This window comes from Allobosea sp. 2RAB26, assembly GCF_052115465.1.
Classification (GTDB): Bacteria; Pseudomonadota; Alphaproteobacteria; order Rhizobiales; family Beijerinckiaceae; genus Allobosea.
This window is the reverse complement of the sequence record NZ_JBFRGS010000004.1, coordinates 67965-94019: the sequence shown is the minus strand read 5'-3', so window position 1 is coordinate 94019 and position 26055 is coordinate 67965. Positions and strand designations below refer to the sequence as shown.

The following is a 26055-nucleotide window of genomic DNA, read 5'->3' as shown; positions in this document are numbered from 1 at the left end:
TCATGACGCCGGTGACCGTATTTGCTGGCCGCAAGGTCGCGTTGTTCGGCCTTGGCGGCTCGGGGCTGGCGACGGCGCGCGCCTTAATCGCGGGCGGTGCCGAGGTCGCGGCCTGGGACGACAAGACCGAAAGCCGTGACAAGGCGGCGGGCGAGGGCATCGGCATCGTCGATCTCGCAACGGCCGACTGGGCGGATTTCGCGAGCTTCATCCTCTCGCCGGGCGTGCCTCTGACCCATCCGCAGCCGCATTGGACGGTCGGAAAGGCGCAAGGCGCCGGCGTCGAGATCATCGGCGATATCGAACTCTTCTTCCGTGAGCGGGCGACGATCGCCCCCGATGCGCCTGTGATCTGCATCACCGGCACCAACGGCAAGTCGACCACGACCGCACTGATCAGCCATGTGCTGCACCAGGCCGGCCGGGACGTGCAGATGGGCGGCAATATCGGCACTGCGGTTCTCGCCCTCGAGCCGCCCGCCGCGCGGCGTGTCCATGTCATCGAGTGCTCGACCTTCCAGATCGACCTGACTCCGTCGCTGGCGCCAAGCGTCGGAATCCAGATGAACCTGACGCCGGACCATCTCGACCGGCATGGCACGCTGGAGGCCTACGCCGCGATCAAGGAACGCATGGTCGAAGCCGCCGACATTGCCATCGTCGGCGTCGATGACGAGGCCTCCAAGCAGATGGCGCGCCGGCGCSCCGCTTCCGGGGGCCCGCTGGTCAAGATCAGCGGAGAGCAGCCGCTCGACGAGGGCGTCTTCGCCGGCGTCACCGCCAATGCCGGCAAGCTCGATACCCGCATCGTCGAAGTCCGCGACGGCAAGCCGCGCGTGGTCGCCAATCTCGCCGGCATCGGCTCGTTGCGAGGCTCGCACAATGCGCAGAACGCGGCGGCTGCCTTTGCCGCCTGCGTGGCGGTCGGCCTCTCCGCCGAGGAGGTCGCTGCCGGCTTCAAGACCTATCCCGGGCTCGCACACCGCATGGAGGAGATCGGCCGTGTCGGCCGCGTCGTCTTCATCAACGATTCCAAGGCGACCAATGCGGATTCCACCGAGAAGGCGCTGACCTCGTTCCGCGACATCTTCTGGATCCTCGGCGGCAAGGCCAAGGAGGGCGGTATCGAGAGCCTGAGGCGCTACTTCCCGAACATCGCGAGGGCCTATCTGATCGGCGCGGCAACGGATGCCTTCGCCGCGACCTTCGATGACGATGGCCGAGTGGATTATCTCCGCAGCGGCACGCTCGATGATGCGGTCGCCGCGGCCGCCAGCGACGCGGCGACGCATCCGGGGGAGGCCGAGCTTGCCGTTCTGCTCTCGCCGGCCTGCGCGTCCTACGATCAGTACCCGAATTTCGAGGTGCGGGGCGATGCGTTCCGCGCACTCGTGAAGGCACTGCCGGGCTTCAAGGCAGGTTGAAAACGGGCGTTCGCATCAAGTCGGAATCAATCGGTTAACCAATCGTTGCCAATGTGATTCGCTGAAACGGGCGGCTGAATTTCGCCCGTCTGGTTGATGGAGCCAGAGCATGGTCTCACGCGCGGAACCCAGTCTCAGCGGTCGCTGGTGGTGGTCGATCGACCGCATCATCCTGTCGACCCTGGTGACGCTGATGGTCTCCGGTGTCGTGCTGCTGATGGCGGGCGGGCCGCCGGTGGCCGAGCGGCTCGGTCTTTCGACCTTCCACTTCGTCAACCGACAGGTGTTCTACCTGCTGGCTGCCTTTGCCATCTTCCTCGCGGCCTCGTTCCTGACGCCCCGGCAGGTCCGGCGCGCGGCGCTTTTGATTTATGTGGTCGCGCTCGCGATGGTGGTGGCGACGCTGTATTTCGGCGTCGAGGTGAAGGGCGCGCGTCGCTGGCTGACGCTCGGCCCGCTCGGCTCCGTCCAGCCGTCTGAATTCCTGAAGCCTGCATTCGTCGTGCTCGCTGCCTGGGCCTTTTCGGAGGGCATGCGCCGGCCGGACCTGCCGGGTACGCTGATGGCGTTCGCGCTGTTGCCGCTGACGATCACGCCTCTGGTCCTGCAGCCGGATTTCGGCCAGACGGTGCTGGTCAGCCTCGTCTGGGGCGGGCTGTTCTTCGTTGCCGGCCTGCACTGGTTCTGGGTGGCGGGTCTCGGTGGCGCCGGCATGTTCGGCCTGCTCATCGCCTATCAGCTCGTTCCACATGTGCGCGCCCGCATCGAGCGCTTCATGGACAAGGGCTCTGGCGACACCTTCCAGGTCGATACCGCGCTCGAGAGCTTTGCTCAGGGCGGCTGGCTCGGCAAAGGGCCGGGCGAGGGCACCGTGAAGCGCATCCTGCCCGACGCGCATACCGATTTCATCTTCGCCGTGACGGCGGAGGAGTTCGGCATCGTCGTCTGTATCCTGCTGGTGGCACTCTTCGCCTTGATCGTGCTGCGCGCACTCTTCGTGGCCCAGAAGGCAGAGGATCCCTTCATCCGTCTCGCGGTGACGGGGCTGGCGCTGCTGTTCGGCATCCAGGCTGCGATCAACATGATGGTCAACCTGCACATGATGCCGGCCAAGGGCATGACCTTGCCGTTCATTTCCTATGGTGGCTCCTCGCTGCTCTCGCTGGCGCTGGGTACAGGCTTCCTGCTGGCCCTGACCCGCAAACGCCCGCGTGCCGAGGGCTTTGGTGAATTCGGGCGTTGACGGACATGGCACAGCGTCCGCTCGTCGTTCTCGCCGCAGGTGGCACCGGCGGCCACCTCTTTCCCGCCGAGGCGCTGAGCCACGCGCTGCACCGCCATGACGTGCGCGTCGCGCTCGTCACCGACGCGCGCGCGGTCGAGTATGCCGGCGGCTTCCCGGCCGGGTCCGTTCACCCGGTCCCGGCGGCGACGCCGTCCGGTCGCTCGCCGCTCAAGATGGCGGGCGCGGCGCTCGAGCTGATGAAGGGCGTCCTCGTCGCGCGTCGCGTCATCAAGACGCTGCAGCCTGCGGTCGTTGTCGGCTTTGGCGGTTATCCGACAGTTCCGCCGGTGCTCGCCGCCTCATTCGCCGGCGTTAAAACGATGGTGCATGAGCAGAACGCCGTCATCGGCCGCGCCAATCGCTTCCTGTCTGGTCGGGTCGACATCATTGCGACGGGCTTTGCCGAGGTCGGTGGCCTCGATGCCGCTCGCGCCGCAAAATGCAGGCAGGTCGGCAACCCCGTTCGCCCCGCGGTCATTGCCGCCGTCTCTCCCTATGCCGATCCGTCGACAGGGCCGCTGAGGCTGCTCGTTTTCGGGGGCAGCCAGGGTGCCCGGATCATGGCCGATATCGTGCCGCCGGCGATTCAACTGCTGACGCCTGCGGAACGAGGCCGTCTCCACATCGTGCAGCAGGCCCGCGCGGAGGATGGCGAGCGCGTCAGGCGGATCTATTCCGAACTCGGCGTCGCAGCCGAGATCGCGCCCTTCTTCAAGGACCTGCCGACGCGCATGGGTGCAGCGCATCTCGTGATCGGCCGGGCGGGCGCCTCGACCGTCGCCGAGCTCACCGTGATCGGGCGGCCGTCGCTGCTGGTGCCCTTGCCGGGCTCGCTCGATCAGGACCAGGCCGCCAATGCCGCGGTGCTCGAGCGGGCGGGCGGCACCATCCGCATCCTGCAGCCGGAATTCACGCCGCGCCGGCTGGCGGGCGAGCTCTCGGCCCTGATCGCAGACCCGTCGCGCTTGACTGCCATGGCCGACAGCGCCAAGAGCGCGGGAATTCCCGATGCGGCCGACCGGCTTGCCCGCCTGGTTCTGCAGGTCGCAGGGATCACGTTCTGAGGCATGTCTTGACGGAAAGCTGGTTCCCACCTTTTCGCGACATGCCGTAATCCGCAGGAGACACCTGACCCATGAAGCTGCCGCCCAAGCTCGGCTCCATTCATTTCGTCGGCATCGGCGGCATCGGCATGTCCGGTATCGCCGAGGTGCTGCATAATCTCGGCTACAAGGTCCAGGGTTCGGACGCGTCCGACAATGCCAATGTCCGCCGGCTCGCCGACAAGGGCATCAGGACCTTCGTCGGCCATGCCGCCGTGAACATCGAGGGGGCGGAGGTCGTCGTCGTCTCCACGGCGATCAAGCGCGACAATCCCGAACTCACGGCCGCGCGCGAGCAGCGCCTGCCGGTGGTGCGCCGCGCCGAAATGCTGGCCGAACTGATGCGGCTGAAATCCTGCGTCGCCGTCGCCGGCACGCATGGCAAGACGACCACGACCTCGCTGGTTGCGACCCTGCTCGAGAAGGGTGGGCTCGACCCGACGGTGATCAATGGCGGCATCATCAACGCCTATGGCACCAATGCGCGCATGGGCGAGAGCGACTGGATGGTGGTCGAGGCCGACGAGTCGGACGGCACCTTCCTGAAGCTCCCTGCCGACGTGGCGATCGTCACCAATATCGATCCCGAGCATCTCGACCACTTCAAGACCTTCGATGCGATCAAGGAGGCCTTCCGCTCCTTCGTCGAGAACCTGCCCTTCTACGGCTTCGCGGTGATGTGCATCGATCATCCCACGGTGCAGGGCCTCGTCGGGCAGATCGAAGACCGGCGCGTCGTGACCTATGGCGAGAACCCGCAGGCGGATTTCCGGTTGATCGACATCGATCTCTCCGGCGGACAGGCCCGGTTCACGCTGCTGATCCGCGACCGCAAGCGTGGGCGCGACGAGGTCGTGCGCGATCTCGTGATGCCGATGCCCGGTCACCACAATGCGCTCAATGCCACCGCCGCGATCGCGGTCGCCTATGACCTTGGCATTCCGGTCGAGAAGATCCGCGAGGCCCTTGCCGGTTTCGGCGGCGTCAAGCGCCGCTTCACCAAGACCGGCGAGTGGAACGGCGCGCTGATCTTCGACGATTACGGCCACCATCCCGTGGAGATCGCCGCCGTGCTCAAGGCGGCGCGCGCCTCGACCAGGAGCAAGGTCATCGCCGTGGTGCAGCCGCATCGCTATACGCGGCTTTCCAGCCTGTTCGACGATTTTGCGGCCTGCTTCAACGATGCCGATACGGTGATCGTCGCCGACACCTATGCCGCCGGCGAGGCTCCGATTCCCGGTGCCGATCGGGATAGCCTCGTCTCAGGTATCAAGGCGCGCGGCCACCGCCATGCGCTGGCCCTGGAGGCTCCCGAGAAACTCGCGGGCATGGTGGCGGAGTTCGCGGGGCCGGGCGACTATGTCGTGCTGCTGGGCGCCGGCAACATCACGCAATGGGCCTATGCGCTGCCAGGCGAACTCGCCGGGCTGGGTGGCAAGCAGTGAGCTTCCCCGACATCACCCCCGACCTTCGCGCGGCCGCGCCCGAATTGCGCGGCCGTCTCCTGGCCAATCAGGAGATGGCAGGGCTGACCTGGTTCCGTGTCGGTGGCCCGGCGCAGGTGCTGTTCACGCCGGCTGACGAGCAGGACCTGGCCTATCTGTTGTCCAGGCTCCCCGCCGAGATTCCTGTTACGGTCGTCGGGCTCGGCTCGAACCTGATCGTGCGCGACGGTGGCATTCCCGGCGTCGTCGTTCGACCCGGCGGCAAGGCTTTCGGCGAGATCTCGCTCGAAGACGGCAACCGGTTGCGCAGTGGCACGGCGGTGCCCGACGTCAAGGTGGCGCGGGCGGCCGCCGATGCCTCGCTCGAGGGCCTCGCCTTCTATCGCGGCATCCCCGGTTGCATCGGCGGCGCGCTGCGAATGAATGCCGGTGCTCACGGCGGCGAGACCACCGATGTGCTCGTCTCGGCGCGTGGCGTGACCCGCAAGGGCGAGATCGTCACGCTCACCCATGCGGAGATGGGCTTCACTTACCGCAATAGCGCGGCGGCGACGATGGACATCGTCTTCACGTCGGCCCTGTTCCAGGGGCGGCTAGGCGATCAGGCTGCGATCTTTGCGGAGATGGACCGGGTGACGGCGGCTCGCGAGGCCGCTCAGCCGATCAAGGAGCGCACCGGTGGCTCGACGTTCAAGAACCCGCCCGGCGGCAAGGCCTGGCAACTGATCGACGCCGCCGGCTGCCGCGGATTGCGGGTCGGCGGTGCCCAGGTCTCCGAGATGCATTGCAACTTCCTGATCAATGCCGGCGGCGCGACAGCCGCCGATATCGAAGGTCTGGGCGAGGAGGTTCGCCGCCGGGTCAAGCAGACCTCGGGCTTCGACCTGCACTGGGAGATCAAGCGGCTCGGCGTCGCGGCGTAGGCCGGATGCCGAATTGATCAGGCCACCTGGCGCGGTTGCGACACTCGCTCTCAACTGGGCCGGGCTCAGTCCGACGCGTCAGCCGGGAAAGATGCTGTCTACACCGGCGATGACCAACCGCCTGGATCGGCTGGAGCGGCGCGACGGCGTGCGCTCAGGATCCGGCCGACATCTGGGGCGCGCAGGCCGAGGAACTGGTGGCCTCGCTTGTCGCCGCCGAGGCGCGAATGCTGGATGCTCTCACCCCCGAGGAATGCGCATAGCTGCGCCTTCTGCTGAATCGGGTTGCGGTCGGGCGGAGCGCCTGACGCGAGCAGCCTTCGTCCGGGCGGTGCCTCTGCGGGGTATGCCGTTGGAAGCGATACGGCGTTTCGATCGCCTCGTCGTCGCTGCGTTAACGCGTCGTTAACCATGCTCCCCCGAGGGTCTCGGAGAAGCGGAGTAGCGATTCAATGACCAAACACGTCGCAGTCTTGATGGGCGGATGGTCCGTCGAGCGGGAGGTCAGCCTCAATACCGGCGACGGCTGCGCGAGGGCCTTGGAGAGCGTCGGCTACCGCGTGACGCGAATCGATGTGCAGCACGATATTGCCGATGTGCTGGATCGGCTGCGCCCGGACGTCGCCTTCAACGCGCTTCATGGCCGTTTTGGCGAGGACGGCACCATCCAGGGCCTGCTCGAGATTCTGCGCATTCCCTACACCCATTCCGGGGTGCTCGCCTCGGCGCTCGCACTGCGCAAGGACAGGGCGAAGACGGTCGTTGCGGCTGCCGGGGTTCCGGTCGCGCGCGGCGTTACCCTGTCGCGCTTCGAGGCCGCCAAGAAGCACCCCTTGCCGCCGCCCTATGTGCTGAAACCCGTCAATGAGGGGTCCTCGGTCGGGGTCATCATCGTGAAAAAGGGGCGCGAACACCCTCCGCAGGAAGTGGCGCGGGAGGACTGGCCGTGCGGAGACATGTTGCTGGCCGAGAGCTTCGTCGCCGGGCGGGAGCTGACCTGCGCGATCATGGGCGACAAATCCCTCGGTGTGACCGAGATCCGGGCCGCGACAGGTGAGTTCTACGACTACGATGCGAAATACACGAAAGGTGGTTCGATCCACATCTGCCCGGCTCAAATTTTACCAAAAATTTACCAGCAGATCGAAGAGTGTGCGTTAACGGCGCATCAAGCAATCGGGTGCCGGGGCGTCAGCCGTTCTGACTTCCGCTACGACGACGAGACCGACACTCTCGTCTGGCTGGAGGTCAATACGCAGCCCGGGATGACCGAAACCAGCCTGGTGCCCGAGTTGGCTGCCCACGCGGGCCTGAACTTCGGTGAGCTCGTCAAATGGATGGTGGAGGACGCCTCCCTCGATCGATGAAAGCGGCGGCGGTGCCCGCCCGACGTTCATCGATGCCGGCCGCAGGGCCGCAACTTCTGGTCGGCGAGCGTTCGCGTCGCTGGTTCCGGTCGTCGCGGCGCAGTGCGGTGGCCCTCCCGCTGTGGCAGCGCCTGCCGCAGCGGATCGGGACCTGGCTGGCTCTTGGGTTTCTTGGATTGAGTATCGGGACAGGCTTCGTGCAGGGCGGACATGTCGAAACGATGCAGGAGAACTACGGCGAGCCGCGCCATATGCTGGCGCGCCTGGTCGGGCTCGGCGTCGACAGGGTGACGATCTCTGGAATCTCGGAGCTGTCCGAGATCGAGGTCCTGATCGCTGCAGGAATCGATTCGAAGACCTCGGTCGCCTTCTTCGATGCCGACGAGGCGCGCCGTCGCCTCGAGGCGACGCCGCTGATTCGCCAGGCAACGGTTCGCAAGCTCTATCCCAGCGAGATCGCGATCACACTGACGGAGCGTGAACCCTTCGCCCTCTGGCAGGTGAAGGGCGACCTTTTTCTGATCGCAGCCGATGGCACGGTCATCGACAAGATGGATGATGGCCGCTTCGCCCATCTGCCGCTCGTCGTCGGCCCCGACGCCAATACCCGCGCCCGCGAGTATGTCGCGCTGCTCGCCGACGCTGGACCGTTGGCGCCGCGCATCCGTGCGGCCAGCCTGATTGCCGGCCGGCGCTGGAACCTCAAGCTCGACAACGGCATGGATATTCGCCTGCCAGAGATCGCGCCGGGGGAGGCCGTCAAGCGTCTCGCCGGCCTCGAAACGGATTTCAGGCTGCTGGACAAGGACCTGCTCGCCATCGACCTGCGCCAGCCCGACCGGGTGGTGATGCGGTTGACGGAAGAGGGGGCGGCGACCCGCGCCGAGCAGCTCAAGAGCAAGACCAAGAAGAAGGGAGGCGAGGCGTGAACTTCACCTCTCAGGGCCTGACACCACGGATGCGTCCGCTTTCGTCGCGCAAGAGCGCGACCTTGTCGATTCTGGACGTCGGAACGAGCAAGGTGGTCTGCCTGATCGCCGAGCTGAACCCGGCCGAGGCGAACGAGCGGTTGCGCGGGCGCACCCATGTCGCGCGCATCATCGGCATCGGCCATCAGCGTTCGCTCGGCGTGAAGGGCGGCGCCATCATCGATCTCGAAAACGCCGAACGCGCGATCCGGGCCGCTGTCGATGCGGCCGAGCGCATGGCCAAGGTCGAGGTCCAGTCCGTCATCGTCAACCTGACCGGTGGGCGCATCGGCTCGCAGCATTATGCCGCCAGCGTCGACCTGCGTAGCGGCTCGGTCAGCGATTCCGATGTGAAGCGGGTTCTCGCGGTCGCCGCGACGCATGCGATCAAGCCCGGCAAGGCGGTGATGCACGCATTGCCGACCGGATATGCGCTCGACGGCGTGCCGGGCGTGCTTGATCCGCGCGGCCTCGTCGGCGGCAAGCTCTCCGTCGACATGCATGTCGTCGCCAGCGAGGCGGCTGCTGCCCGCAACGTCATGCTGGCGGTCGAGCGTTGCCATCTCGAGGTCGAGGCGGTCGTCGCGTCTCCCTATGCTTCCGGTCTCTCGGTTCTCGTCGACGACGAGGCCGAAATGGGCGTCGTCGTCGTCGACCTGGGCGGCGGCACCACCAGCCTCGGTGTTTTCTCGGGCGGCCATCTGGTCCATGCCGACGCCATTGCGGTCGGTGGCAATCACATCACCATGGACGTGGCGCGTGGGTTGTCGACCCGTGTCTCGGCCGCCGAGCGGCTGAAGACGCTGCACGGATCGGCGATCTCCAGCGCTTCGGACGAACGCGACATGATCTCGGTGCCGCAGGTCGACGATGACGAGCGCGACACCCCGAACCATCTGGCGAAATCGCATCTGATCCGCATCATCAAGCCGCGGGTCGAGGAAATCCTCGAGCTCGTGCGTGACCGGCTCAACGCTGCCGGCTTTTCGGCCCAGGCCGGCCGCCGCGTCGTGCTGACGGGCGGTGCCTGCCAGTTGACCGGTTTGCCGGAGACGGCGCGCCGGCTGCTCGGCGGCCAGGTCCGCACCGGCCGGCCGCTCGGGATCAAGGGCTTGCCGGAGGCTGGCAAGGGACCAGCTTTTGCGACCGCGGTCGGCCTGCTGGTCTACCCGCAGGTCGCTCATGTCGAACATTTCGAGCCTCGCGCGAGCGGCGCTTACTTCGCGACGGGGACGGACGGGTATTTCTCGCGTGTCGGGCGTTGGCTGAAAGACAGTTTCTAAGGGTATCGGGCCGGGCGGCGCGGCGCCGTTCCGACCCAAGAGTAAAATCGTAGCAATCGGGACGGCTCCCGCCAGGCGCCGGACAAGAAATCGAAAGAGGCAACCATGGCGATGAATCTGCAAGCCCCTGACATCCGGGAGCTAAAGCCCCGGATCACCGTGTTCGGTGTCGGCGGAGCCGGCGGCAACGCGGTCAACAACATGATCGAAGCCGGCCTCGATGGGGTCGATTTCGTCGTTGCCAATACCGATGCGCAGGCTCTGGCGCTCTCGCGGGCTTCGCGCATCGTGCAGATGGGCCTGCAGGTCACCGAAGGCCTCGGCGCCGGCTCGCAGCCGGAAGTCGGGCGTGCGGCGGCGGAAGAGGTGATCGACGAGATCCGTGATCACCTTGCCGGCGCGCACATGGTCTTCATCACCGCCGGCATGGGCGGCGGCACCGGCACCGGTGCGGCCCCTGCGATCGCCCGCGTCGCCCGCGACATGGGTATACTGACTGTCGGCGTCGTCACGAAGCCGTTCCAGTTCGAGGGCCATCGCCGCATGCGCATGGCGGAGGCTGGCATCTCGGAGCTGAACGAGGCGGTCGATACGCTGATCGTCATCCCGAACCAGAACCTGTTCCGCGTCGCCAACGAGACCACCGGCTTCGCCGATGCCTTCGGCATGGCCGACCAGGTGCTCTATTCCGGCGTCGCCTGCATCACCGACCTGATGGTCCGCCCCGGCCTGATCAATCTCGACTTCGCCGACGTTCGCGCCGTGATGCGCGGCATGGGCAAGGCGATGATGGGCACCGGCGAGGCGCAGGGCGAGAAGCGTGCGCTGACCGCGGCCCAGGCTGCGATCAACAATCCGCTGCTCGACGATGTCTCGATGAAGGGCGCGCGTGGCCTGCTGATCTCGATCACCGGCGGGCGCGACATGAAGCTCTATGAGGTCGACGAAGCTGCCACCCGCATCCGCGAAGAGGTTGATTCCGAGGCCAATATCATCGTCGGTGCGACATTCGACGAATCGCTCGAGGGCGTCGTGCGCGTCTCCGTCGTGGCCACCGGTATCGACAAGCCGATCAGCACCCAGGCGGAAATGGATGATACCGAAGCCCGTATCGCCCAGGTTGCCGAGCGTCTGAAGGCCGAAGCGCGTCTGCGCAACACCGCAGCCGCACCGCGCGCCGCGGCTCCGGTTCATGCCGAGCCGATGCTGGAGATGCGTGCGCCTGTGAATGTCGAGACCGTGCGCCAGTCGGCTCCGGTGCAGCCGAGCGTTGCGGAAGACATCCGCATCGAACCGGTGCAGCCGCGTCCGGTGATCGCGGCCGCTCCGGTGAGCCAGCCGATGATGCATGAAGAGCCGATGATGCGTCACGAGGACAGCTTCATCGCCCCGGCCCCGGAGCGTGCGGTCGTCCGCCCGACGCGGATGCCGCGGATCGAGGACCTGCCGATGCCGGCGCAGAACCAGATCGCGGCGAGCCGCGGTGCGCAGTCCGTTCCGCAGCCTCCGGCCCAGGCCGACCAGAAGCGCATGTCGCTGATGCAGCGTCTCGCCTCGGTTGGTTTCGGTCGCAAGGATGAGGACGAGGCCCAGCCGCAGGCGCCGGTGCGCCACGCGCCGCCGCCGATGCAGCCTGCCGCTCCGGCGCCGAGCGCTGCCCATGCCGAATACATGCGCCGGCCGGCTGTGCCGGCCTCGCGCCCGGCGCAAGGCCAGCTCGACCAGCTGGGCCGTGCTGCGCCGAATCGCAGCAGCGAAGAGGATCAGCTGGAGATTCCCGCGTTCCTGCGCCGCCAGGCGAACTGAGCGCCACAGCGCCTGCGACAGTTGTAACAGAGCCCGGAGCGAACCCTCGCTCCGGGCTCTGTTTACGTTTGAAAAACCATATACTTCAATGGGATGGTTATTTTTCTCTGATTGAGTTCGCTTGTTACAGAGCGAAAGAAAGCGTGATTTTGTCGGCATCCACCTAAGGCGTATGTTGCGCTTGCCCCAAAGGGGGATGACGGCACCGGCAACCGCCAGGCGCCGCCCAACTGAAGGACCGCAGACGACCGTCAGGCAGCCCGTAGCGTTGTGCAGCCGAGATCGTTAGCGTTCGAGATTGGATACCGGAATGAATTTTGATCGGCAGACCACACTCCGCGCTCCCGTGTCCTTGAAGGGAATCGGTGTTCATTCCGGAGCCCCCGCCGGAATCTGCCTCAAGCCGTCCAACGCGAACTCCGGCATCGTCTTCCTCCGCAAGGAGTCCGAGGGCGGCCCCTCGCACCTGATCCATGCCCGCTACAACAAGGTGAGCGCCGCTGAGCTCTGCACCGTGATCGGCGATCGCGGTGCCGCCTCCGTCGCGACCATCGAGCACCTGATGTCGGCCTGCGCCGGCCTTGGGCTCGACAATGTCCTGATCGAGATCGACGGCCCCGAAATGCCGATCATGGACGGCAGCGCGGCGGAATTCGTCACGGCGATCGAAGATGTCGGCATCGTCACGCTCGGTGCGAACCGCCGTTATCTCAAGGTCCTGCAGCCGGTCCGCGTCGAGAAGGGGCGCGGCTTTGCCGAGCTCGCGCCGTTCGACAGCGGCTTCCGCCTTGATGTCGAGATCGATTTCGACACCCCGGCGATCGGCCGTCAGCGCAAGATCTTCGACCTCGAGCCGGTCGCCTATGCCCGCGAGATTTCGCGTGCCCGCACCTTCGGTTTCATGCGCGAAGTCGAACAGCTCTGGAAGGCGGGTTTCGCGCTTGGCGCCTCGCTCGACAACACTGTCGCGATCGGCGACGACAAGGTGGTCAACCCCGAAGGCCTGCGCTACGCCGACGAGTTCGTGCGCCACAAGGTGCTGGACGCAGTGGGCGATCTTGCGCTGGCCGGCTATCCGATTCTCGGCGAGTTTCGCTCCTATTGCGGCGGTCACCGCATGAATGTGACCGTTCTGGAAGCCTTGTTTGCGGATCGCGCGAATTACGCGATCGTCGAGGCCGAGCCGGTCTATGCGCACCGTGCCGTGCAGATGGCCGTTGCGGCCCCCGCGGCCTTCGCGCCCGATCTGCACTGAGCAGTCGAACAGTTTCGCGCGCGCCTTGCATTCGCCTGCTTTTTATCGAATGCAGCATGGGCCCCGCATGTTCGTAACCTGCCTTTCCCCGGTAGCGTGAGCGCTGCGTCTGAGGTAAAGGCATCCTTCGCCATCTTGCGGTGACGAGCGAAAGAGGACGGACGACGTGAGCGTCATGCGGCTGAATAACCCGACTTCCCAAAGCGCCCGACCGATGCGGATGGGCGTTGCCCTGACGCTCGGCGCCGCCTTGCTGCTCGGCGGCTGCGACACGATGTCGTCGCTCAATCCGTTCGACAAGCCTGAGGTCTACAAGCCGGAAATCATCGCGGATGTGCCGGCCGACAAGCTCTATAACGAGGGGCTGGCTCGCTCTCAGAATGGCGACAGCGAAGGCGCGGTCAAGAAGTTCGAAGAGATCGACAAGCAGGCGCCGTTCTCGCCCTACGCGAAAAAGGGCTTGATCATGGTTGCCTATACGAATTTCCAGGCAGCCAAGTACGAGGACGCGATCACGGCGTCCAAGCGCTTTCTGGCGCAGAACCCCGCCAGCCCTGATGCTGCCTATGCGCAGTACATCATGGCGATGTCGTATTATAACCAGATCCCGGACGCGACGCGTGACCAGGAGCGCACCGAGCGCGCGCTTGCCGCGATGCAGGAGCTGCTCGATCGCTATCCGAAGTCCGAATATGTGATCGACACCCGCGAGAAGATGCTGGTTGCGCGCGATCAGCTCGCGGGCAAGGAGATGAATGTCGGGCGCTACTATCTTGAGAAGCGCAACTATACCGGTGCCGTGAACCGCTTCCGCGACGTCATCACCAAATACCAGACCACGCGCCATGTCGAGGAGGCGCTGATGCGCCTGACCGAGGCCTATATGGCGATGGGCATCACCAATGAGGCGCAGACTGCCGCTGCCGTGCTCGGGCATAACTTCCCCGACAGCCCCTGGTACAAGGACGCCTATACCCTGCTTCAGAGTGGCGGCCTCGAGCCCCGCGAGGATCGCGGCTCCTATATCAGCCGGTTGTTCAACGGCTTCACCCGTTCGGTCGTCGGCCTCGTCCGCTGAGGCCGGGCAGGTGCACGGCCGGGTGACGGACCGCATGCCACTCCCTTCAATCACGCGCTGAGCGTCATGCTGGCGCAGCTTTCGATCCGCGACATCGTCCTGATCGACCGGCTCGATCTGGCGTTTGGCGCCGGGCTGAGCGTGCTGACCGGTGAGACCGGTGCAGGCAAGTCGATCCTGCTCGACGGCTTTGCGCTGGCGCTCGGTGGTCGCGGCGACGGCGGGCTCGTGCGCCATGGCGAGGCGCAAGGCCAGGTCAGTGCCGTCTTCGACCTGCCGCTCGCCCATCCGGCTCGCAAGCTGGCGCAGGCCCAGGAGATCGACACAGACGGCGATCTGATCCTGCGACGCGTGCAATATGCGGATGGCCGGACACGCGCCTTCGTCAATGACCAGCCGGTCAGCGTCCAGATCCTGCGGCTGATCGGCAGCGCCATCGTCGAAATCCACGGTCAGCATGATGACCGGGCCCTGACCGATGCGGCCCAGCACCGCGCCATACTTGATGGTTTTGCCGGCCTCGAAGGACAGGCCGAGATCACGGCGACGGCCAGCGATGTGCTGAAGCGCGCGCGACAGGCGCTGCAGACGCAGCGCATCCGTGTCGAGGCCGCGCGCAAGGAGGCCGACTTCCTGCGCCACGCGGTGGCCGAACTTGGCAAGCTTGCGCCGGAACCGGGCGAGGAAGATGCTCTGGCCAGCCGGCGCCAGGGCATGATGCAGGCGGAAAAGGTGGCGCGGGATCTTTCCGATGCCTATGAGGCCGTCGGTGGCCAGGCTTCCCCTGTCCCCTCTCTTGCGGCGGTGCTCCGCCGGCTGGAGCGGCGGGCTGCGCAGGCACCAGAACTCGTCGATCCCTCGATGGCAGCGCTCAACACCGCGATCGTGGCGCTGGAAGAGGCGGGCGAAGCGCTCGCGGCGGCCATGCGTGCGGCGGAGTACGATCCGCGCGAGCAGGAGCGGGTCGAGGAACGGCTGTTCGCCTTGCGGGCAGCGGGCCGAAAGTTCGACGTTCCCGTCGAGGCGCTTGCCGATCTCGCGGCCAGGATGAGTGCCGACCTTGCCGATCTTGACGAGAGCGAGAGCTCCTTGGCCCGGCTCGAAGCGGAGCTCGCTCGGGCGGAAGCAGATTATCTCGCCAGGGCGCGGGAGCTCTCTGCTGCCCGCGGCGAGGCCGCGCTGCGTCTCGACACTGCGGTCAAGGCAGAACTGCCGCCGCTGAAGCTCGAGCGTGCGCGATTTATCACCCATATCGATCGCGACGAGGATGCGCGTGGTCCGGAAGGGTTCGACCGCGTCGAGTTCTGGGTCGAAACCAATCCCGGCACGCGGCCGGGCCCGATGATGAAGGTTGCGTCCGGGGGCGAGCTATCGCGCTTCATGCTCGCCCTGAAGGTCGTGCTTGCCGAGCGCGGGTCGGCGCCGACCCTTGTCTTCGACGAAATCGATAGCGGAGTCGGGGGCGCGGTCGCGGATGCGATCGGAGAGCGTCTGGCGCGTCTGGCGCGACAGGTGCAGGTCATCTCGGTGACGCATGCGCCGCAGGTCGCGGCCAAGGCCGGGCGTCATTTCCTGATCGCCAAATCGGCGCTGGACGATGACGCGGCCTCTCGTACGGTGACGCGCGTGACGCCGCTCGAGGACCGGACACGGCGCGAGGAGATCGCTCGCATGCTTGCCGGTGCCAGCATCACCGAGGAGGCGAGGGCTGCCGCCGCCCGTCTGCTCGACGCTGCTGGCCTGCATGGCGCGGCGGCGCCCGCCTGACCGCAGCGATCTGCATTCCCTTTCTGCGAATTCTGCTCTAAGAGCGGCACAGACTGGCTTATGGTGTTATGGCTGCGTTTCACGCGCCGCGATGCCTGCCTCACGATCTCCCGCGCCGCATCACGCCGCGCGCATGAACTCAAGGCCGATTAACGATGGCATTCCTTCCCACGAGCCCGCCGCTCGCGCGTGCGCTCGCCGAACGCAACTACAATGATCCGACGCCCGTCCAGAACGCCGTTCTGGAAGAGGCGGCCGCCGGACGCGACCTTCTGGTCTCGTCACAGACGGGCTCCGGCAAGACCGTCGCCTATGGGCTCGCCATCGGCGAGACCCTGCTGGAGGGCGCCGAGGTCCTGGGCCGTGCCGGGCAGCCCCTGGCGCTGATCATCGCGCCGACCCGCGAACTGGCATTGCAGGTCCAGCGCGAACTCGCCTGGCTCTACAAGCATGCCGGCGCCCGGGTGATCTCCTGTGTCGGCGGCATGGATCCGCGTCGCGAGGCCGCCTTGCTGGACGAGGGCGCACATATCGTCGTCGGCACACCCGGCCGCCTGCGTGATCACATCGAGCGACACAGGCTCGATGTCTCGGCGCTCCGAGCCGTCGTCCTCGACGAGGCCGACGAGATGCTCGATCTCGGTTTCCGCGACGATCTCGAATTCATTCTGAAGACGACCCCAGCGGAACGCCGCAGCCTGCTCTTCTCCGCGACCTTGCCCAAGGCGATCATCGCGCTGGCGAGGAGCTATCAACGTGATGCTCTGCGCATCGAGGTGGCCGGCTCGGCAACCGGGCATGCCGACATCGAGTATCGCGCGATCCGTGTTTTCCCGAAGGAAGCCGAGCTCGCTGTCGTCAACCTGCTGCGCTTCCACGATTCGCCCTGCGCGCTGGTCTTCTGCAACACCCGCAATGCAGTCCGCCATCTCGAGGCGATCCTGCTGGAGCGCGGCTTTTCGGCCGTGGCGCTCTCAGGCGAGCTCAGCCAGAGCGAGCGCAACTCGGCGCTGCAGGCCCTGCGCGACGGGCGCGCCCGCGTCTGCGTCGCGACCGACGTGGCTGCGCGCGGCATCGACCTGCCGGGCCTGACACTGGTCATCCACGCCGAGCTGCCGAACGATCCAGAGGTCATGCAGCACCGCAGCGGCCGGACGGGCCGTGCGGGCAAGAAGGGAACCAGCGTCCTGCTGGTGCCGCCCTCTCGGCGCCGCAAGGCCGACATGCTGCTCTCCGAGGCCAAGGTCGAAGCGGTCTGGGCCGGTGCTCCGACGCAGGAGGAAATCCGCGCGCTCGATCAGGAGCGGCTGCTGCAGGATCCGCTGCTAACCGGCGAGGCCAGCGAGGATGATGCCGGCATGGTCGAAGCCCTGCTTGCCGGTCGCTCGGCGCAGGAGATCGCGGCCGCCCTGGTCAGGGTCTATCGTTCGCGCCTGCCGGCGGCGGAGGAGGTCGGAGATCCCGGTTTCGGGCGCGACGAGCGCAGGCCGGTGCGCAGCACCGAGGATTACGCCCGTCCGCGCGAGCGTGACCGCGAGCAGGGGGAGAGGCCGCACAAGGCCGGGCCGCGTGGCGATACGGTCTGGTTCCGGCTGAATATCGGCCGCCGTGACGGCGCCGATCCCAGGCAGTTGCTGCCGATGCTCTGCCGTCGCGGCAAGATCACCCGTGACGAGGTCGGCGCCATCCGCATCTTCGACACGGAAACCAAGGTCGAGATCGATGCCGATGTCGCGGAACGCTTCGCGTCGCTGGCGAGCGCGACCGACCGGGACAAGATCGTGATCGAGCCCGTGACCGGTGAAGCCGAGCGGCGCCCGGCCAAACCCTTCGCGGAGAAGGCATCCCATACGCGTGCGCCACGGGCCGATGATGAACGGGCGAGCGCGCCATTCCCTGGCAAGAAGAAGCCTTACGAAGGCAAGGGCAAGCCCTTCGGCGCCAAGGCGCATGGCGGCAAGCCTTATGATCCCGTTCGGCGCGATCGCGAGCCCGTCTATGACGAGAACGCGGTGTTGCGCCCCAGCGAGCGGCCCTTCGACAAGAAGTCAGGTCCCTCGGACAAGCCCTTCGCCAAGGGCAAGCCCTTTGCCGGCGCCAAGCCCTTTTCCGCCAAGCCCAGCCATGGCGGTAAGAGCTTCGGCCATGGCAAGCCGGACGCCGGATTTGCAGGCGGTGAGCGCGGCAAGCCTGCCGGCAAGCCGTTCAAGAGCAAGAAGCCGCGTCGGGACGATCGCTGATCAGGGACGTCGTTCGCCAGCCCTGGCAACAGGGCTCGAGATCATTCAGAAACGCCCCCTCCCAGGCTGGGAGGGGGCGTTTCGCGTTTCGGTGACCCGTCCATCTTGAGCGGTGGGCAGGGAACTCTGTGTCATTCACGCGGCCGAGACCGTACGGGAGCAGCGCTCGCGAACGGAGATGCGACGCCATGGGATGCGGCTGACGCCAGGACGTGGTCGCGTCCCGGTACAAGGCAAGTCGGGATTGTGGTGAGCCGGCGGCGATCAAGCGCTGAGGGTGCTCCCCGGCGGCGAGCGTCGCTGACGTCCGTAATGTTCGCCAACTTGCCGCGATTGGCGCTCCTCGGGCCTGGGGTCAGCGCAAGCCCAGGAAGGACAGGATAGCGAGGACAACGACCACGAGGCCGACGATGTAAATGATGTTGTTCATGTGAAGCCCCCGGCTTTGATCGGGCTGCTGGCGCCCGCGTGATTCAGCGTCACTATTCTGTTGTGACGAGAACTGAACCGGTGCGGCGCGCAAAGGTTCCCAAACGGTGTTGGCGGCTGCAGGCGCGATGGAACCCCGAGGGGCGTGTGGGCTGGGCTGCAGAGCGATGTCGCCGCCGGGCAGCGTTGGGAGGGAGCCGGATCGCTCCGACACCCTCTTCAGGCGAATTCATCTGCGTTCAGCGGCAGATGGTGACCGGACGGATCACCGAGCCGACGCCCGGAACGAAACCGCGACGGAACACCTTGTAGCAGCCGCCATAATAGGCGCTGGCGTAGACCGGGCGGTATCCCCAGCCTGGGCGGCCCCAGCCCCAGGGGCGGGGATGATGAAAACCGCGGCCGAAATGGCCATGATGGCCAGGGCCGTGCCAGCCAGGCGCGGCTTGCGCGGAGGTGGCGGTGGCCAGCGAGCTGCCGATGAGGGCGCCGGCGCCGAGAATGAAGGCGGTGGCAAGGCCGGTGAGGATCGTGCGGGCGGTCATGAAATCTCTCCCTTGGCTTTGTGCGAGGCCGCGGGATGCAGCCTCATGACCTTTGGTCGCGCGAGACGCGAGACAGGTTCAAAGCTGCGGGAGATTTTCTGAGGAGCCCGGCGCAACCGGGCCGAACCGGCCCGGTTGCGGAAGACGGGCTATTTCTCCACGACCTTGCGGTAGAGATGCCAGGTGGCGTGGCCGAGGATCGGCATGACCAGGACGAGACCGACCAGCACCGGCAGGCAGCCGAGGATAAGCAGGCCGGTGACCATGAGGCCCCAGATCATCATGACGCGTGGGTTGGCTTCGACCGCGGCAACCGAGGTGCGGATCGCCGTTGCCACATCAACATGCTTGTCGAGCACCAGCGGGAAGGAGATCACGGTCATTGAAAAGGCGGCAATCGCGAAGAGCGCGCCGAGCGCGTTACCGACGATGATCATGGTCCAGCCGTTCGGTGTCGTCAGTACGTCGCCGAGGAAGTCGCCGATCGAGGTCACCGGCATGCCGCCAAGAAGCCAGCGATAGATCAGCCAGGCGGAGAGCAGCCAGGTGATGAAGAGCCCGGTCAGCAAGGCTCCGAGTGCAAGGATCGTCCCGATCGAGCGGGATTTCAGGATCGCGAAGGCGTGCGCCCATGAGGAGTTCATGCCGCGTTCCCGGCGTCGGCTGATCTCGTAGAGGCCGATGGCCGCGAAGGGGCCGAGCAGGGCAAAGCCGGACAGCAGCGGGAACAGCAATGGGAAGATGTTGTAGCTCACGGTGAGCTGAGCGATGACGACGCCCGCGATCGGATAGATCAGTGCGATGAAGACGAGATGGCTCGGCTGGGCCATGAAGTCCTCGTAACCGCGCCAGAGCGCGTCGCGCAGATCGGCCGTGGTGATGGTGCGCACGCGCGGCTCAATGACGGGCTTGGCAGGCGCATTCGTCTTGCGGTCAGCATTGGAGATCATGCTGTCGAGATTGGCCATTGGCAGTCCTCCCGGTTCTGGCCCGGTGCGCAATGGCGGTCCTGACGCGATCCTTGGGTCAAGTCGCCGAAGGCGTCGAGCATCCAATTCCAGCACCACCATTATACGCCTAATGACGGAACTTGTCGCAAGCCTGTGCGAACACGATGGTGAGACGCGCGCAGGCGATGGTCTTTCTCGACTCCAGCAACTCGCCTAAGACAACGGTCATGAGCGAAGCCGAACCCGTACCCGTCGAAGACCTGACGCCCCGCCAGGCGCGCGCCGAGCATAAGCTGCTGGCCGCCGAGATCGCCGAGGCCGACCGCGCCTATTTCCAGGAGGATGCTCCCATCCTCGACGATTCCGCCTATGACGCGAAGCGTCGGCGGCTGGTTGCGCTGGAAGAGGTGTTCGCGGAACTGAAGGGCAATGAGGCGCTCAGCGACAAGGTTGGCGCCAGGCCGTCCTCGAAATTCGCCAAGATCCGCCACCGCGTGCCGATGCTCTCGCTCGCCAATGCGTTCTCGGATGAGGACGTCGCGGATTTCGCGATGCGTATCCGCAGCTTCCTCGGGCGCAAGGATGATGCCGGGCTCGCCATCACGGCCGAACCCAAGATCGACGGGCTGTCGCTGTCGCTGCGATACGAGAAGGGCGAACTCGTTTCCGCGGCCACGCGTGGCGACGGAGAGGAGGGTGAGGATGTCACGCTCAATGCCCGCACCATCTCGGAGATCCCGCACAAGCTCGTCGGGGACGATGTGCCGGAGGTCGCGGAAGTCCGCGGCGAGGTCTATCTCGGCCATGCCGATTTTGCGGCCATCAATGATCGCCAGCGCGAGAAGGGCGAGCGCGAATTCGCCAATCCGCGCAATGCTGCAGCCGGATCGCTGCGCCAGCTCGACGTCTCGATAACCGCCGCGCGGCCGCTTCGTTTCTTTGCCTATGCCTGGGGCGAGATGTCGGAACTGCCAGCCGCGACCCAGTTCGGCGTGGTCGAAGCCTTCCGACGCTGGGGCTTCAAGACCAACCCGCTGATGCGCCGCTGCGAGCGTGTCAGCGAGCTCCTGGCGCATTACCGCGCGATCGAGGCCCAGCGCGCGACGCTGGGTTACGATATCGACGGCGTGGTCTACAAGGTCGACGATCTCGCGCTCCAGACCCGGCTCGGCTTCGTCGCGCGTGCGCCGCGTTGGGCGATCGCGCATAAATTCCCGGCGGAACTGGCGACCACCCTTCTCGAGGCGATCGACATCCAGGTCGGGCGCACCGGCGCGCTCAGCCCGGTTGCGCGGCTGCGCCCGGTTACTGTCGGTGGTGTCGTCGTCACCAACGCGACCCTGCATAACGAGGATTACATCCGGGGCTTCGATTCCAAGGGCCAGCCGATCCGCGACGGCGCCGATATCCGAGTCGGCGACACGGTGACGGTGAAGCGGGCCGGCGACGTGATCCCGCGCGTCGAATCCGTTGATCTCGGCAAACGGCCGGGGGATTCGCAGCCCTATGTCTTCCCGACGCTGTGTCCGGTCTGCGGCAGCCATGCGACGCGCGAAATCAACCCGCGCACGGGCAAGGAAGATGCGGTGCGCCGCTGTACCGGGGGGCTCATCTGCTCGGCGCAAGCTGTCGAGCGGCTGAAGCATTTCGTCTCCCGCGACGCGCTCGACATCGACGGGCTCGGCGACAAGCAGATCGAGTTCTTCCATGCCGATCCCGACCTGCCGGTACGGGAACCCGCCGACATCTATACGCTGGCGGCCCGCGACGCTGCCAATCTCAAGAAGCTGAAGGACAAGGAAGGCTTCGGCGCGCAAAGCGTGAAGAAGCTCTTTGATGCGATCGAGGACCGGCGCGCGCCACCGCTCAACCGCTTCGTCTTCGGACTTGGCATCCGCCATGTCGGTGAAACCACGGCACGGTTGCTGGCGCGGCATTACGGATCGTTCGAGGCCCTGCGCGAAGCAGCGACCGCTGCTGACCCGCAATCCCCCGAGCGGCAGGCGCTCGATGCCATCGACGGCATCGGCCCGACCGTCGTCGAGGCACTGGTCGAGTTCTTCGCCGAGGCCCACAATCAGGAAACGCTCGACCGGCTGCTGGCGCAGGTGACGCCGCAGCCGCTGGAGGCGGTCGCTTCGACGAGTCCGGTCGCCGGCAAGATCGTCGTCTTTACCGGCGCGCTGGAGCAGATGACCCGTGACGAGGCCAAGGCCATGGCCGAGCGGCTGGGCGCCAAGGTCGCGGGTTCGGTCTCGTCGAAGACCGACCTGCTGGTCGCCGGACCCGGAGCTGGTTCGAAGCTCAAGGACGCCGCGAAGCACGGGGTCAAGGTGATCGACGAGGCCGGCTGGTTTACCCTCGTGCGCACCTGAAGCTGCTTGCCATCGGCTTGTTTCGTCGCGGCGCTCCCGCCGTGACGAGACTGTCTAAGCGGGACACGAGCTAAGGCGATCAGCGGCGATGTTGGTGGCGATGACTGTTTGGGGTACCGGTGTTCTGCGGAATGCCGACGACGCCCTTTACACCGCCAACCACGCCTCCGGCGACTCCGCCAACGACCGCTCCTGCAACGCCGCCGACCGCTCCGGCCGCTCTGTTGCCGATATCGGCGCCTTGGGCAGCACCACGCGGCACGCCCTGAGCGCTCGCTGTCAGAGGTAAGGCGAAGATCGTGAGAGCCATTGCGCCGGCGAAAGCGAGACATCTGGTTGTCATGATAATGGTGTCCATTCGGATCACAGCGCCGCCCAGCGGGCACTCGGCGGTCGAAGGGAAAACCGCTTCCTCGGCACATAGTTCCGGCCGTCTTGCCGATTCCGTACCCATTTCATCGGGGCGATCTAGAGTGACGGCGAGGCCCGGTGTGCGCCAGGCCCTAACCCAAACTCACAGAGGCTTGCGTTACGTGCCGCCGAACTGCTGCGGCGGCGCCGAGCCCGGCCGCGGACCGCCGTCGAAGGCCGCCAACCCGTCCGTTTCCGCCGCTCGGAAGTGGCTTGGCGGCGCACCGATGACGCGCTTGAAGGCGCGGCTGAAGGCGGCCTCCGATTCATAGCCGAGCCGGCGCGCGACAATGGCGATTTTCATCCGGTCGCGGACGAGCCATTGCCGGGCCTGATGCATCCTGACCTGCACGACATAACGGGCCGGCGTCTCGCCAACGACGCTGGCGAAGCGCTCGGCGAACGCGGAGCGCGACGCGTGCATGACTCCGGCAAGCGCCTCGACGGTCCAGTCCTCGCTGGGATGGAGATGGATCGCGGCCAGGACCCGCCCGATATCGGGATCGCGCGCCGCGGCGACCCAGCCGGTCGAATCACCGCAACCCCGTTCGACCCAGGAGCGGATCAGCGCAGCGGCGACGACGTCGGCCAGGCGGGTGAGGATGCTGCCGGCACCGACCCGGTCCAGCGCGAGCTCGCAGGCCATGGTCGTGAGCAGGGGCGGGATGCCCGGTTCGTTGGCCGCGAGCTCGTGCAGCCGCATCAGTTCCGGCATCATCCGCAACAGCGGGTGCTGGCCATCGACGTTGAAGCTCATGCTGCCGCTGAAGAACATGGTCTGTTCACCGTCGCCACCACCGCGCGCCTCGGCGATGTCGCCGCAGACGGTCTGGAGCTGGCATTGTCCGAGCGGCTTGGTGCAGGCGCCGGGCGCGCTCGCCAAGGCGTGCTCGGCACCGCGCGGCAGCAGTACTGCATCTCCCTGCTCGAGGCGGATCCATTCGTTCTCCGGCGTTCGTAGCCAGCAGCCGCGCTCGGCGGCGAAGTGGAAGCGCGCCGCCTGCTGCGCCGGAAAGAGCAGGCCCCAAGGGGCGCTCATCTGGAAACGAGCATAGTCGACGCCCTCCAGCCGCAGGCCACGGAGCATTTCTGTCAGCGGATCGGTCATGGAATCCTGGACGAATAGTCAAGCATTCCAGATTTCCTAACATGGAAGCTCCAGAGCGTCATCTCTACTTGTCTGGTCCGACGTCCTGGAGACCGCCATGTCCGATTCCCTTTCCGCTACCGCGGACCCGCAATTCATCCCTGCCGAGATCGAGGAACGCACCGAAGCGGCGTGGCCGGCGATCTTCTCGCTCACCATGGGCGTGTTCGGGCTGGTCACGGCCGAGTTCCTGCCGGCAAGCCTGCTGACGCCGATCGCTGCCGACCTGGGCATCAGCGACGGGGCTGCTGGGCAGGCCGTAACGGCGACCGCCGTCATCGGCGCGGTCGCCGGTGTCGCGACTGCGATCATGACGAGAAGTATCGACAGGCGCATCGTGATGTGGGCGCTGACGTCGCTGCTGGTGGTGTCGAGCCTGCTGGCTGCGGTCGCCACGGGGCTGACGACGCTTCTGTTCGCGCGCCTGCTGCTCGGCATCGGCCTCGGCGGCTTCTGGTCGATGGCGGCGGCGACCGCGATGCGGCTCGTCCCGGCAAGGCTGCTGCCGCGGGCGATGTCGATCATCTTCACCGGCGTCTCGGTCGCGACGGTCAGCGCCGCGCCGATCGGCGCCTATCTCGGCGAGGCGATCGGCTGGCGCGCCGTCTTTGTCATTTCGGCCGGCATCGGGGCGGTGACGCTGCTCGCCCAGGTGTTGACGTTGCCGAAGCTGCCGCCGCTGGCGGCGCCAAGCATCGGCACTCTCTTCGAGCTGCTGGGGCGGCCGAGCATCCGGCTCGTCCTGTTCGCGGTGCTGGTGATCATCTCCGGGCACTTCGCCGGTTTCACCTATGTCCGTCCCTTCCTGGAGCAGGTACCGCTTCTGAAGGTCGAGGCGATCTCGCTGGTTCTGCTGGCCTATGGCGTCGGCGGTTTCTTCGGCAATTTCGCTGGCGGTGCCGTGGTCGCACGCAGCGTCAAGGCCGCCGTCGTGCTGGGCTCGCTCGCGATTGGCCTGGCGGCGCTCACGCTGCTCCTCTTCGGGGCTTCGACCCTCGTGTCGGGGTTCGCAATTGCGCTCTGGGGCTTCGCCTTCGGCTTCCTGCCGGTCGGCATCCAGACCTGGACGGTGCGCGTCGCTGCCGATCAGGCTGAAGCCGCGGGCGGCCTTCTCGTCGCTGCCTTCCAGGTCGCTATTGCGGGCGGGGCGATCTTCGGCGGATTGCTGGTCGACCATCTCGGCGCGTTGGGCGCCGTCGGCTATCTCGCCACCGCGACGCTGCTCGGTGCTGCCCTCGTCCTCGGTCTGGGCCGCGAGCCACCGGCTGCCAGCGGCGCGGCGTCGGCCATGGCCGGCTGAGATCGGATGGCGACGGTCCGCGTGATCGTCGCCATCACTTTTCTTCAAGACATCAGGGCCGGTATTCGCTGTATCCTGGCGGCATGGAATTGATCAGCCAAGGCGAAGCGCTGCTGGACACTCCGCTGCTGGCGGGGGAGCATGCCCGCATCTTCACGGCCTCACGTTTCGCGGGGCTGGAATGCCTGTCGGCGAAGTTCCAGACGCATTCCTATGCCCCGCACGCGCACGAGACCTATGCGATCGGCACGATCGAAGCGGGCTGCGAGATCTGGCATGCACGGGGCCAGCGGCTTTATGCCCATGCCGGCGACATGGTTTTCAACCATCCGCTCGATGTCCATGACGGCCTGCCGCATGCCGGCGGCTATCGCTACCGGATGACCTATCCGACCGTCGAACTGATGCAGGAGGTTGCGGCCTCGCTGACCGGATTCGAGGTGCTTGGCACGCCGTTCTTCGCCGAACCCTGCGTTCACGACCCGGAGGCTGCGGCGCTGTTTTCTGCCGCGCACCGTCTGCTGGAGGAAAGCGGCGATGCCCTGGCGGGTGAAGAAGGGCTCTTGCGCGCCTACGCCTTTTGCCTGGCGCGCCATGCCGATCTTTCGGTGCGTCCGCTCGGGCGCGAGCGCGGGCCGATCGCCGAGGCCCGTGCGCTGCTCGAGCAGCGCTATGACGAAGACCTTTCACTGGCTGAAATGGCGCGGCGTTGCGGGTTGCCACGACATCATCTGATCCGTGCCTTCCGCCGCGAGACCGGCCTGACGCCGCATGCCTATCTCGTCGACATCCGTGTCCGCCGCGCGCGGGATCGCCTGCGTCGCGGCGAGATGCCTGGCGACGTTGCGGCGGCGACCGGCTTTTGCGACCAGGCGCATCTGACCCGCGCCTTCAAGGCGCGGCTCGGCGTCACTCCGGGCGCCTTCCGCGCTGCCCATCTGGCCTGAAGGGCTG

The 26055-nt window shown here is 66.4% G+C and carries 20 protein-coding genes; 16 read left to right on the top strand and 4 right to left on the bottom strand.

What is annotated here, in order from left to right; genetic code table 11:
• Positions 1-2 precede the first annotated feature (2 nt).
• The 13 genes from murD to AB4118_RS08385 all read left to right on the top strand — a co-directional run bounded on the left by murD (position 3) and on the right by AB4118_RS08385 (position 17944).
• Positions 3-1424: a UDP-N-acetylmuramoyl-L-alanine--D-glutamate ligase gene (gene murD, locus AB4118_RS08445; RefSeq protein WP_441489316.1), complete on the top strand. Its 1422-nt coding sequence runs from the start codon at positions 3-5 to the stop codon at positions 1422-1424.
• Positions 1425-1533: 109 nt separating this feature from the next.
• On the top strand, positions 1534-2667 hold the full coding sequence (locus AB4118_RS08440; RefSeq protein WP_441489315.1) for an FtsW/RodA/SpoVE family cell cycle protein: 1134 nt from the start codon (positions 1534-1536) through the stop codon (positions 2665-2667).
• Between the two features lie 5 nt (positions 2668-2672).
• Positions 2673-3773 carry an undecaprenyldiphospho-muramoylpentapeptide beta-N-acetylglucosaminyltransferase gene (gene murG / locus AB4118_RS08435; RefSeq protein ID WP_441489314.1) on the top strand — a complete coding sequence of 367 codons (1101 nt, stop codon included), beginning with the start codon at positions 2673-2675 and terminating at the stop codon, positions 3771-3773.
• Between the two features lie 71 nt (positions 3774-3844).
• Positions 3845-5257, top strand: coding sequence for a UDP-N-acetylmuramate--L-alanine ligase (gene murC, locus AB4118_RS08430; protein ID WP_441489313.1), 1413 nt, complete (start codon positions 3845-3847; stop codon positions 5255-5257).
• Positions 5254-6180, top strand: a complete 927-nt coding sequence (murB, locus tag AB4118_RS08425; RefSeq protein WP_441489312.1) for a UDP-N-acetylmuramate dehydrogenase — start codon at positions 5254-5256, stop codon at positions 6178-6180. Before murC ends, murB begins: the two co-directional genes overlap by 4 nt.
• Before the next feature lie 452 nt (positions 6181-6632).
• The gene (locus tag AB4118_RS08420) at positions 6633-7547 is read left to right on the top strand and encodes a D-alanine--D-alanine ligase (RefSeq protein ID WP_069879822.1); all 915 of its coding nucleotides are present in this window, start codon (positions 6633-6635) and stop codon (positions 7545-7547) included.
• Complete coding sequence (locus AB4118_RS08415; protein WP_441489311.1) at positions 7514-8476, top strand: cell division protein FtsQ/DivIB; 963 nt, start codon at positions 7514-7516, stop codon at positions 8474-8476. Before AB4118_RS08420 ends, AB4118_RS08415 begins: the two co-directional genes overlap by 34 nt.
• A 29-nt stretch (positions 8477-8505) precedes the next feature.
• Positions 8506-9798, top strand: coding sequence for a cell division protein FtsA (gene ftsA, locus AB4118_RS08410; protein ID WP_069879824.1), 1293 nt, complete (start codon positions 8506-8508; stop codon positions 9796-9798).
• Between the two features lie 105 nt (positions 9799-9903).
• The gene (gene ftsZ, locus AB4118_RS08405) at positions 9904-11604 is read left to right on the top strand and encodes a cell division protein FtsZ (RefSeq protein ID WP_441489310.1); all 1701 of its coding nucleotides are present in this window, start codon (positions 9904-9906) and stop codon (positions 11602-11604) included.
• A gap of 310 nt (positions 11605-11914) precedes the next feature.
• Entirely contained in the window at positions 11915-12859 is a 945-nt protein-coding gene (lpxC, locus tag AB4118_RS08400) for a UDP-3-O-acyl-N-acetylglucosamine deacetylase (RefSeq protein WP_441489309.1), read from the top strand.
• Positions 12860-13073: 214 nt separating this feature from the next.
• Positions 13074-13937, top strand: a complete 864-nt coding sequence (locus AB4118_RS08395; protein ID WP_441489308.1) for an outer membrane protein assembly factor BamD — start codon at positions 13074-13076, stop codon at positions 13935-13937.
• A gap of 66 nt (positions 13938-14003) precedes the next feature.
• A complete protein-coding gene (recN, locus tag AB4118_RS08390; protein WP_441489307.1) occupies positions 14004-15704 on the top strand; it encodes a DNA repair protein RecN in 1701 nt (566 codons plus the stop codon).
• A 155-nt stretch (positions 15705-15859) separates the two neighbouring features.
• Entirely contained in the window at positions 15860-17944 is a 2085-nt protein-coding gene (locus tag AB4118_RS08385) for a DEAD/DEAH box helicase (protein ID WP_441489306.1), read from the top strand.
• Between the two features lie 668 nt (positions 17945-18612).
• Here AB4118_RS08385 and AB4118_RS08380 read toward each other — a convergent pair.
• Together AB4118_RS08380 and AB4118_RS08375 are read right to left on the bottom strand one after the other, a co-directional pair.
• A complete protein-coding gene (locus AB4118_RS08380; RefSeq protein ID WP_441489305.1) occupies positions 18613-18918 on the bottom strand; it encodes a hypothetical protein in 306 nt (101 codons plus the stop codon).
• Positions 18919-19067: 149 nt separating this feature from the next.
• The gene (locus AB4118_RS08375; protein WP_441489646.1) at positions 19068-19868 is read right to left on the bottom strand and encodes a DUF2189 domain-containing protein; all 801 of its coding nucleotides are present in this window, start codon (positions 19866-19868) and stop codon (positions 19068-19070) included.
• A 227-nt stretch (positions 19869-20095) separates the two neighbouring features.
• Here AB4118_RS08375 and ligA point away from each other — a divergent pair, with 227 nt between their 5' ends.
• Positions 20096-22243 carry an NAD-dependent DNA ligase LigA gene (gene ligA / locus AB4118_RS08370; RefSeq protein WP_441489304.1) on the top strand — a complete coding sequence of 716 codons (2148 nt, stop codon included), beginning with the start codon at positions 20096-20098 and terminating at the stop codon, positions 22241-22243.
• Between the two features lie 79 nt (positions 22244-22322).
• Here the strand turns inward: ligA and AB4118_RS08365 are convergent, their stop codons facing one another.
• Together AB4118_RS08365 and AB4118_RS08360 are read right to left on the bottom strand one after the other, a co-directional pair.
• Positions 22323-22586, bottom strand: coding sequence for a hypothetical protein (locus AB4118_RS08365; RefSeq protein WP_441489303.1), 264 nt, complete (start codon positions 22584-22586; stop codon positions 22323-22325).
• Between the two features lie 186 nt (positions 22587-22772).
• On the bottom strand, positions 22773-23762 hold the full coding sequence (locus AB4118_RS08360) for an AraC family transcriptional regulator (RefSeq protein ID WP_441489302.1): 990 nt from the start codon (positions 23760-23762) through the stop codon (positions 22773-22775).
• Positions 23763-23859: 97 nt separating this feature from the next.
• Here AB4118_RS08360 and AB4118_RS08355 point away from each other — a divergent pair, with 97 nt between their 5' ends.
• Both AB4118_RS08355 and AB4118_RS08350 read left to right on the top strand, forming a co-directional pair.
• Positions 23860-25101: an MFS transporter gene (locus AB4118_RS08355; RefSeq protein ID WP_441489301.1), complete on the top strand. Its 1242-nt coding sequence runs from the start codon at positions 23860-23862 to the stop codon at positions 25099-25101.
• An 83-nt stretch (positions 25102-25184) separates the two neighbouring features.
• Complete coding sequence (locus AB4118_RS08350) at positions 25185-26048, top strand: AraC family ligand binding domain-containing protein (RefSeq protein WP_441489300.1); 864 nt, start codon at positions 25185-25187, stop codon at positions 26046-26048.
• Positions 26049-26055: the final 7 nt, after the last annotated feature.

Bases quoted from the DNA above. Each gene is read 5' to 3' on its own strand.
- AB4118_RS08415 (WP_441489311.1), top strand. From the start codon at position 7,514: ATGGATGGTGGAGGACGCCTCCCTCGATCGATGAAAGCGGCGGCGGTG.
- AB4118_RS08350 (WP_441489300.1), top strand. From the start codon at position 25,185: ATGGAATTGATCAGCCAAGGCGAAGCGCTGCTGGACACTCCGCTGCTG.
- AB4118_RS08360 (WP_441489302.1), bottom strand. From the start codon at position 23,762: ATGACCGATCCGCTGACAGAAATGCTCCGTGGCCTGCGGCTGGAGGGC.
- lpxC (WP_441489309.1), top strand. From the start codon at position 11,915: ATGAATTTTGATCGGCAGACCACACTCCGCGCTCCCGTGTCCTTGAAG.
- ftsZ (WP_441489310.1), top strand. From the start codon at position 9,904: ATGGCGATGAATCTGCAAGCCCCTGACATCCGGGAGCTAAAGCCCCGG.
- AB4118_RS08365 (WP_441489303.1), bottom strand. From the start codon at position 22,586: ATGACAACCAGATGTCTCGCTTTCGCCGGCGCAATGGCTCTCACGATC.
- recN (WP_441489307.1), top strand. From the start codon at position 14,004: ATGCTGGCGCAGCTTTCGATCCGCGACATCGTCCTGATCGACCGGCTC.
- AB4118_RS08420 (WP_069879822.1), top strand. From the start codon at position 6,633: ATGACCAAACACGTCGCAGTCTTGATGGGCGGATGGTCCGTCGAGCGG.
- AB4118_RS08395 (WP_441489308.1), top strand. From the start codon at position 13,074: ATGCGGATGGGCGTTGCCCTGACGCTCGGCGCCGCCTTGCTGCTCGGC.
- AB4118_RS08385 (WP_441489306.1), top strand. From the start codon at position 15,860: ATGGCATTCCTTCCCACGAGCCCGCCGCTCGCGCGTGCGCTCGCCGAA.
- ligA (WP_441489304.1), top strand. From the start codon at position 20,096: ATGAGCGAAGCCGAACCCGTACCCGTCGAAGACCTGACGCCCCGCCAG.
- ftsA (WP_069879824.1), top strand. From the start codon at position 8,506: ATGCGTCCGCTTTCGTCGCGCAAGAGCGCGACCTTGTCGATTCTGGAC.
- AB4118_RS08440 (WP_441489315.1), top strand. From the start codon at position 1,534: ATGGTCTCACGCGCGGAACCCAGTCTCAGCGGTCGCTGGTGGTGGTCG.
- AB4118_RS08375 (WP_441489646.1), bottom strand. From the start codon at position 19,868: ATGATCTCCAATGCTGACCGCAAGACGAATGCGCCTGCCAAGCCCGTC.
- murC (WP_441489313.1), top strand. From the start codon at position 3,845: ATGAAGCTGCCGCCCAAGCTCGGCTCCATTCATTTCGTCGGCATCGGC.
- murG (WP_441489314.1), top strand. From the start codon at position 2,673: ATGGCACAGCGTCCGCTCGTCGTTCTCGCCGCAGGTGGCACCGGCGGC.
- AB4118_RS08380 (WP_441489305.1), bottom strand. From the start codon at position 18,918: ATGACCGCCCGCACGATCCTCACCGGCCTTGCCACCGCCTTCATTCTC.
- AB4118_RS08355 (WP_441489301.1), top strand. From the start codon at position 23,860: ATGTCCGATTCCCTTTCCGCTACCGCGGACCCGCAATTCATCCCTGCC.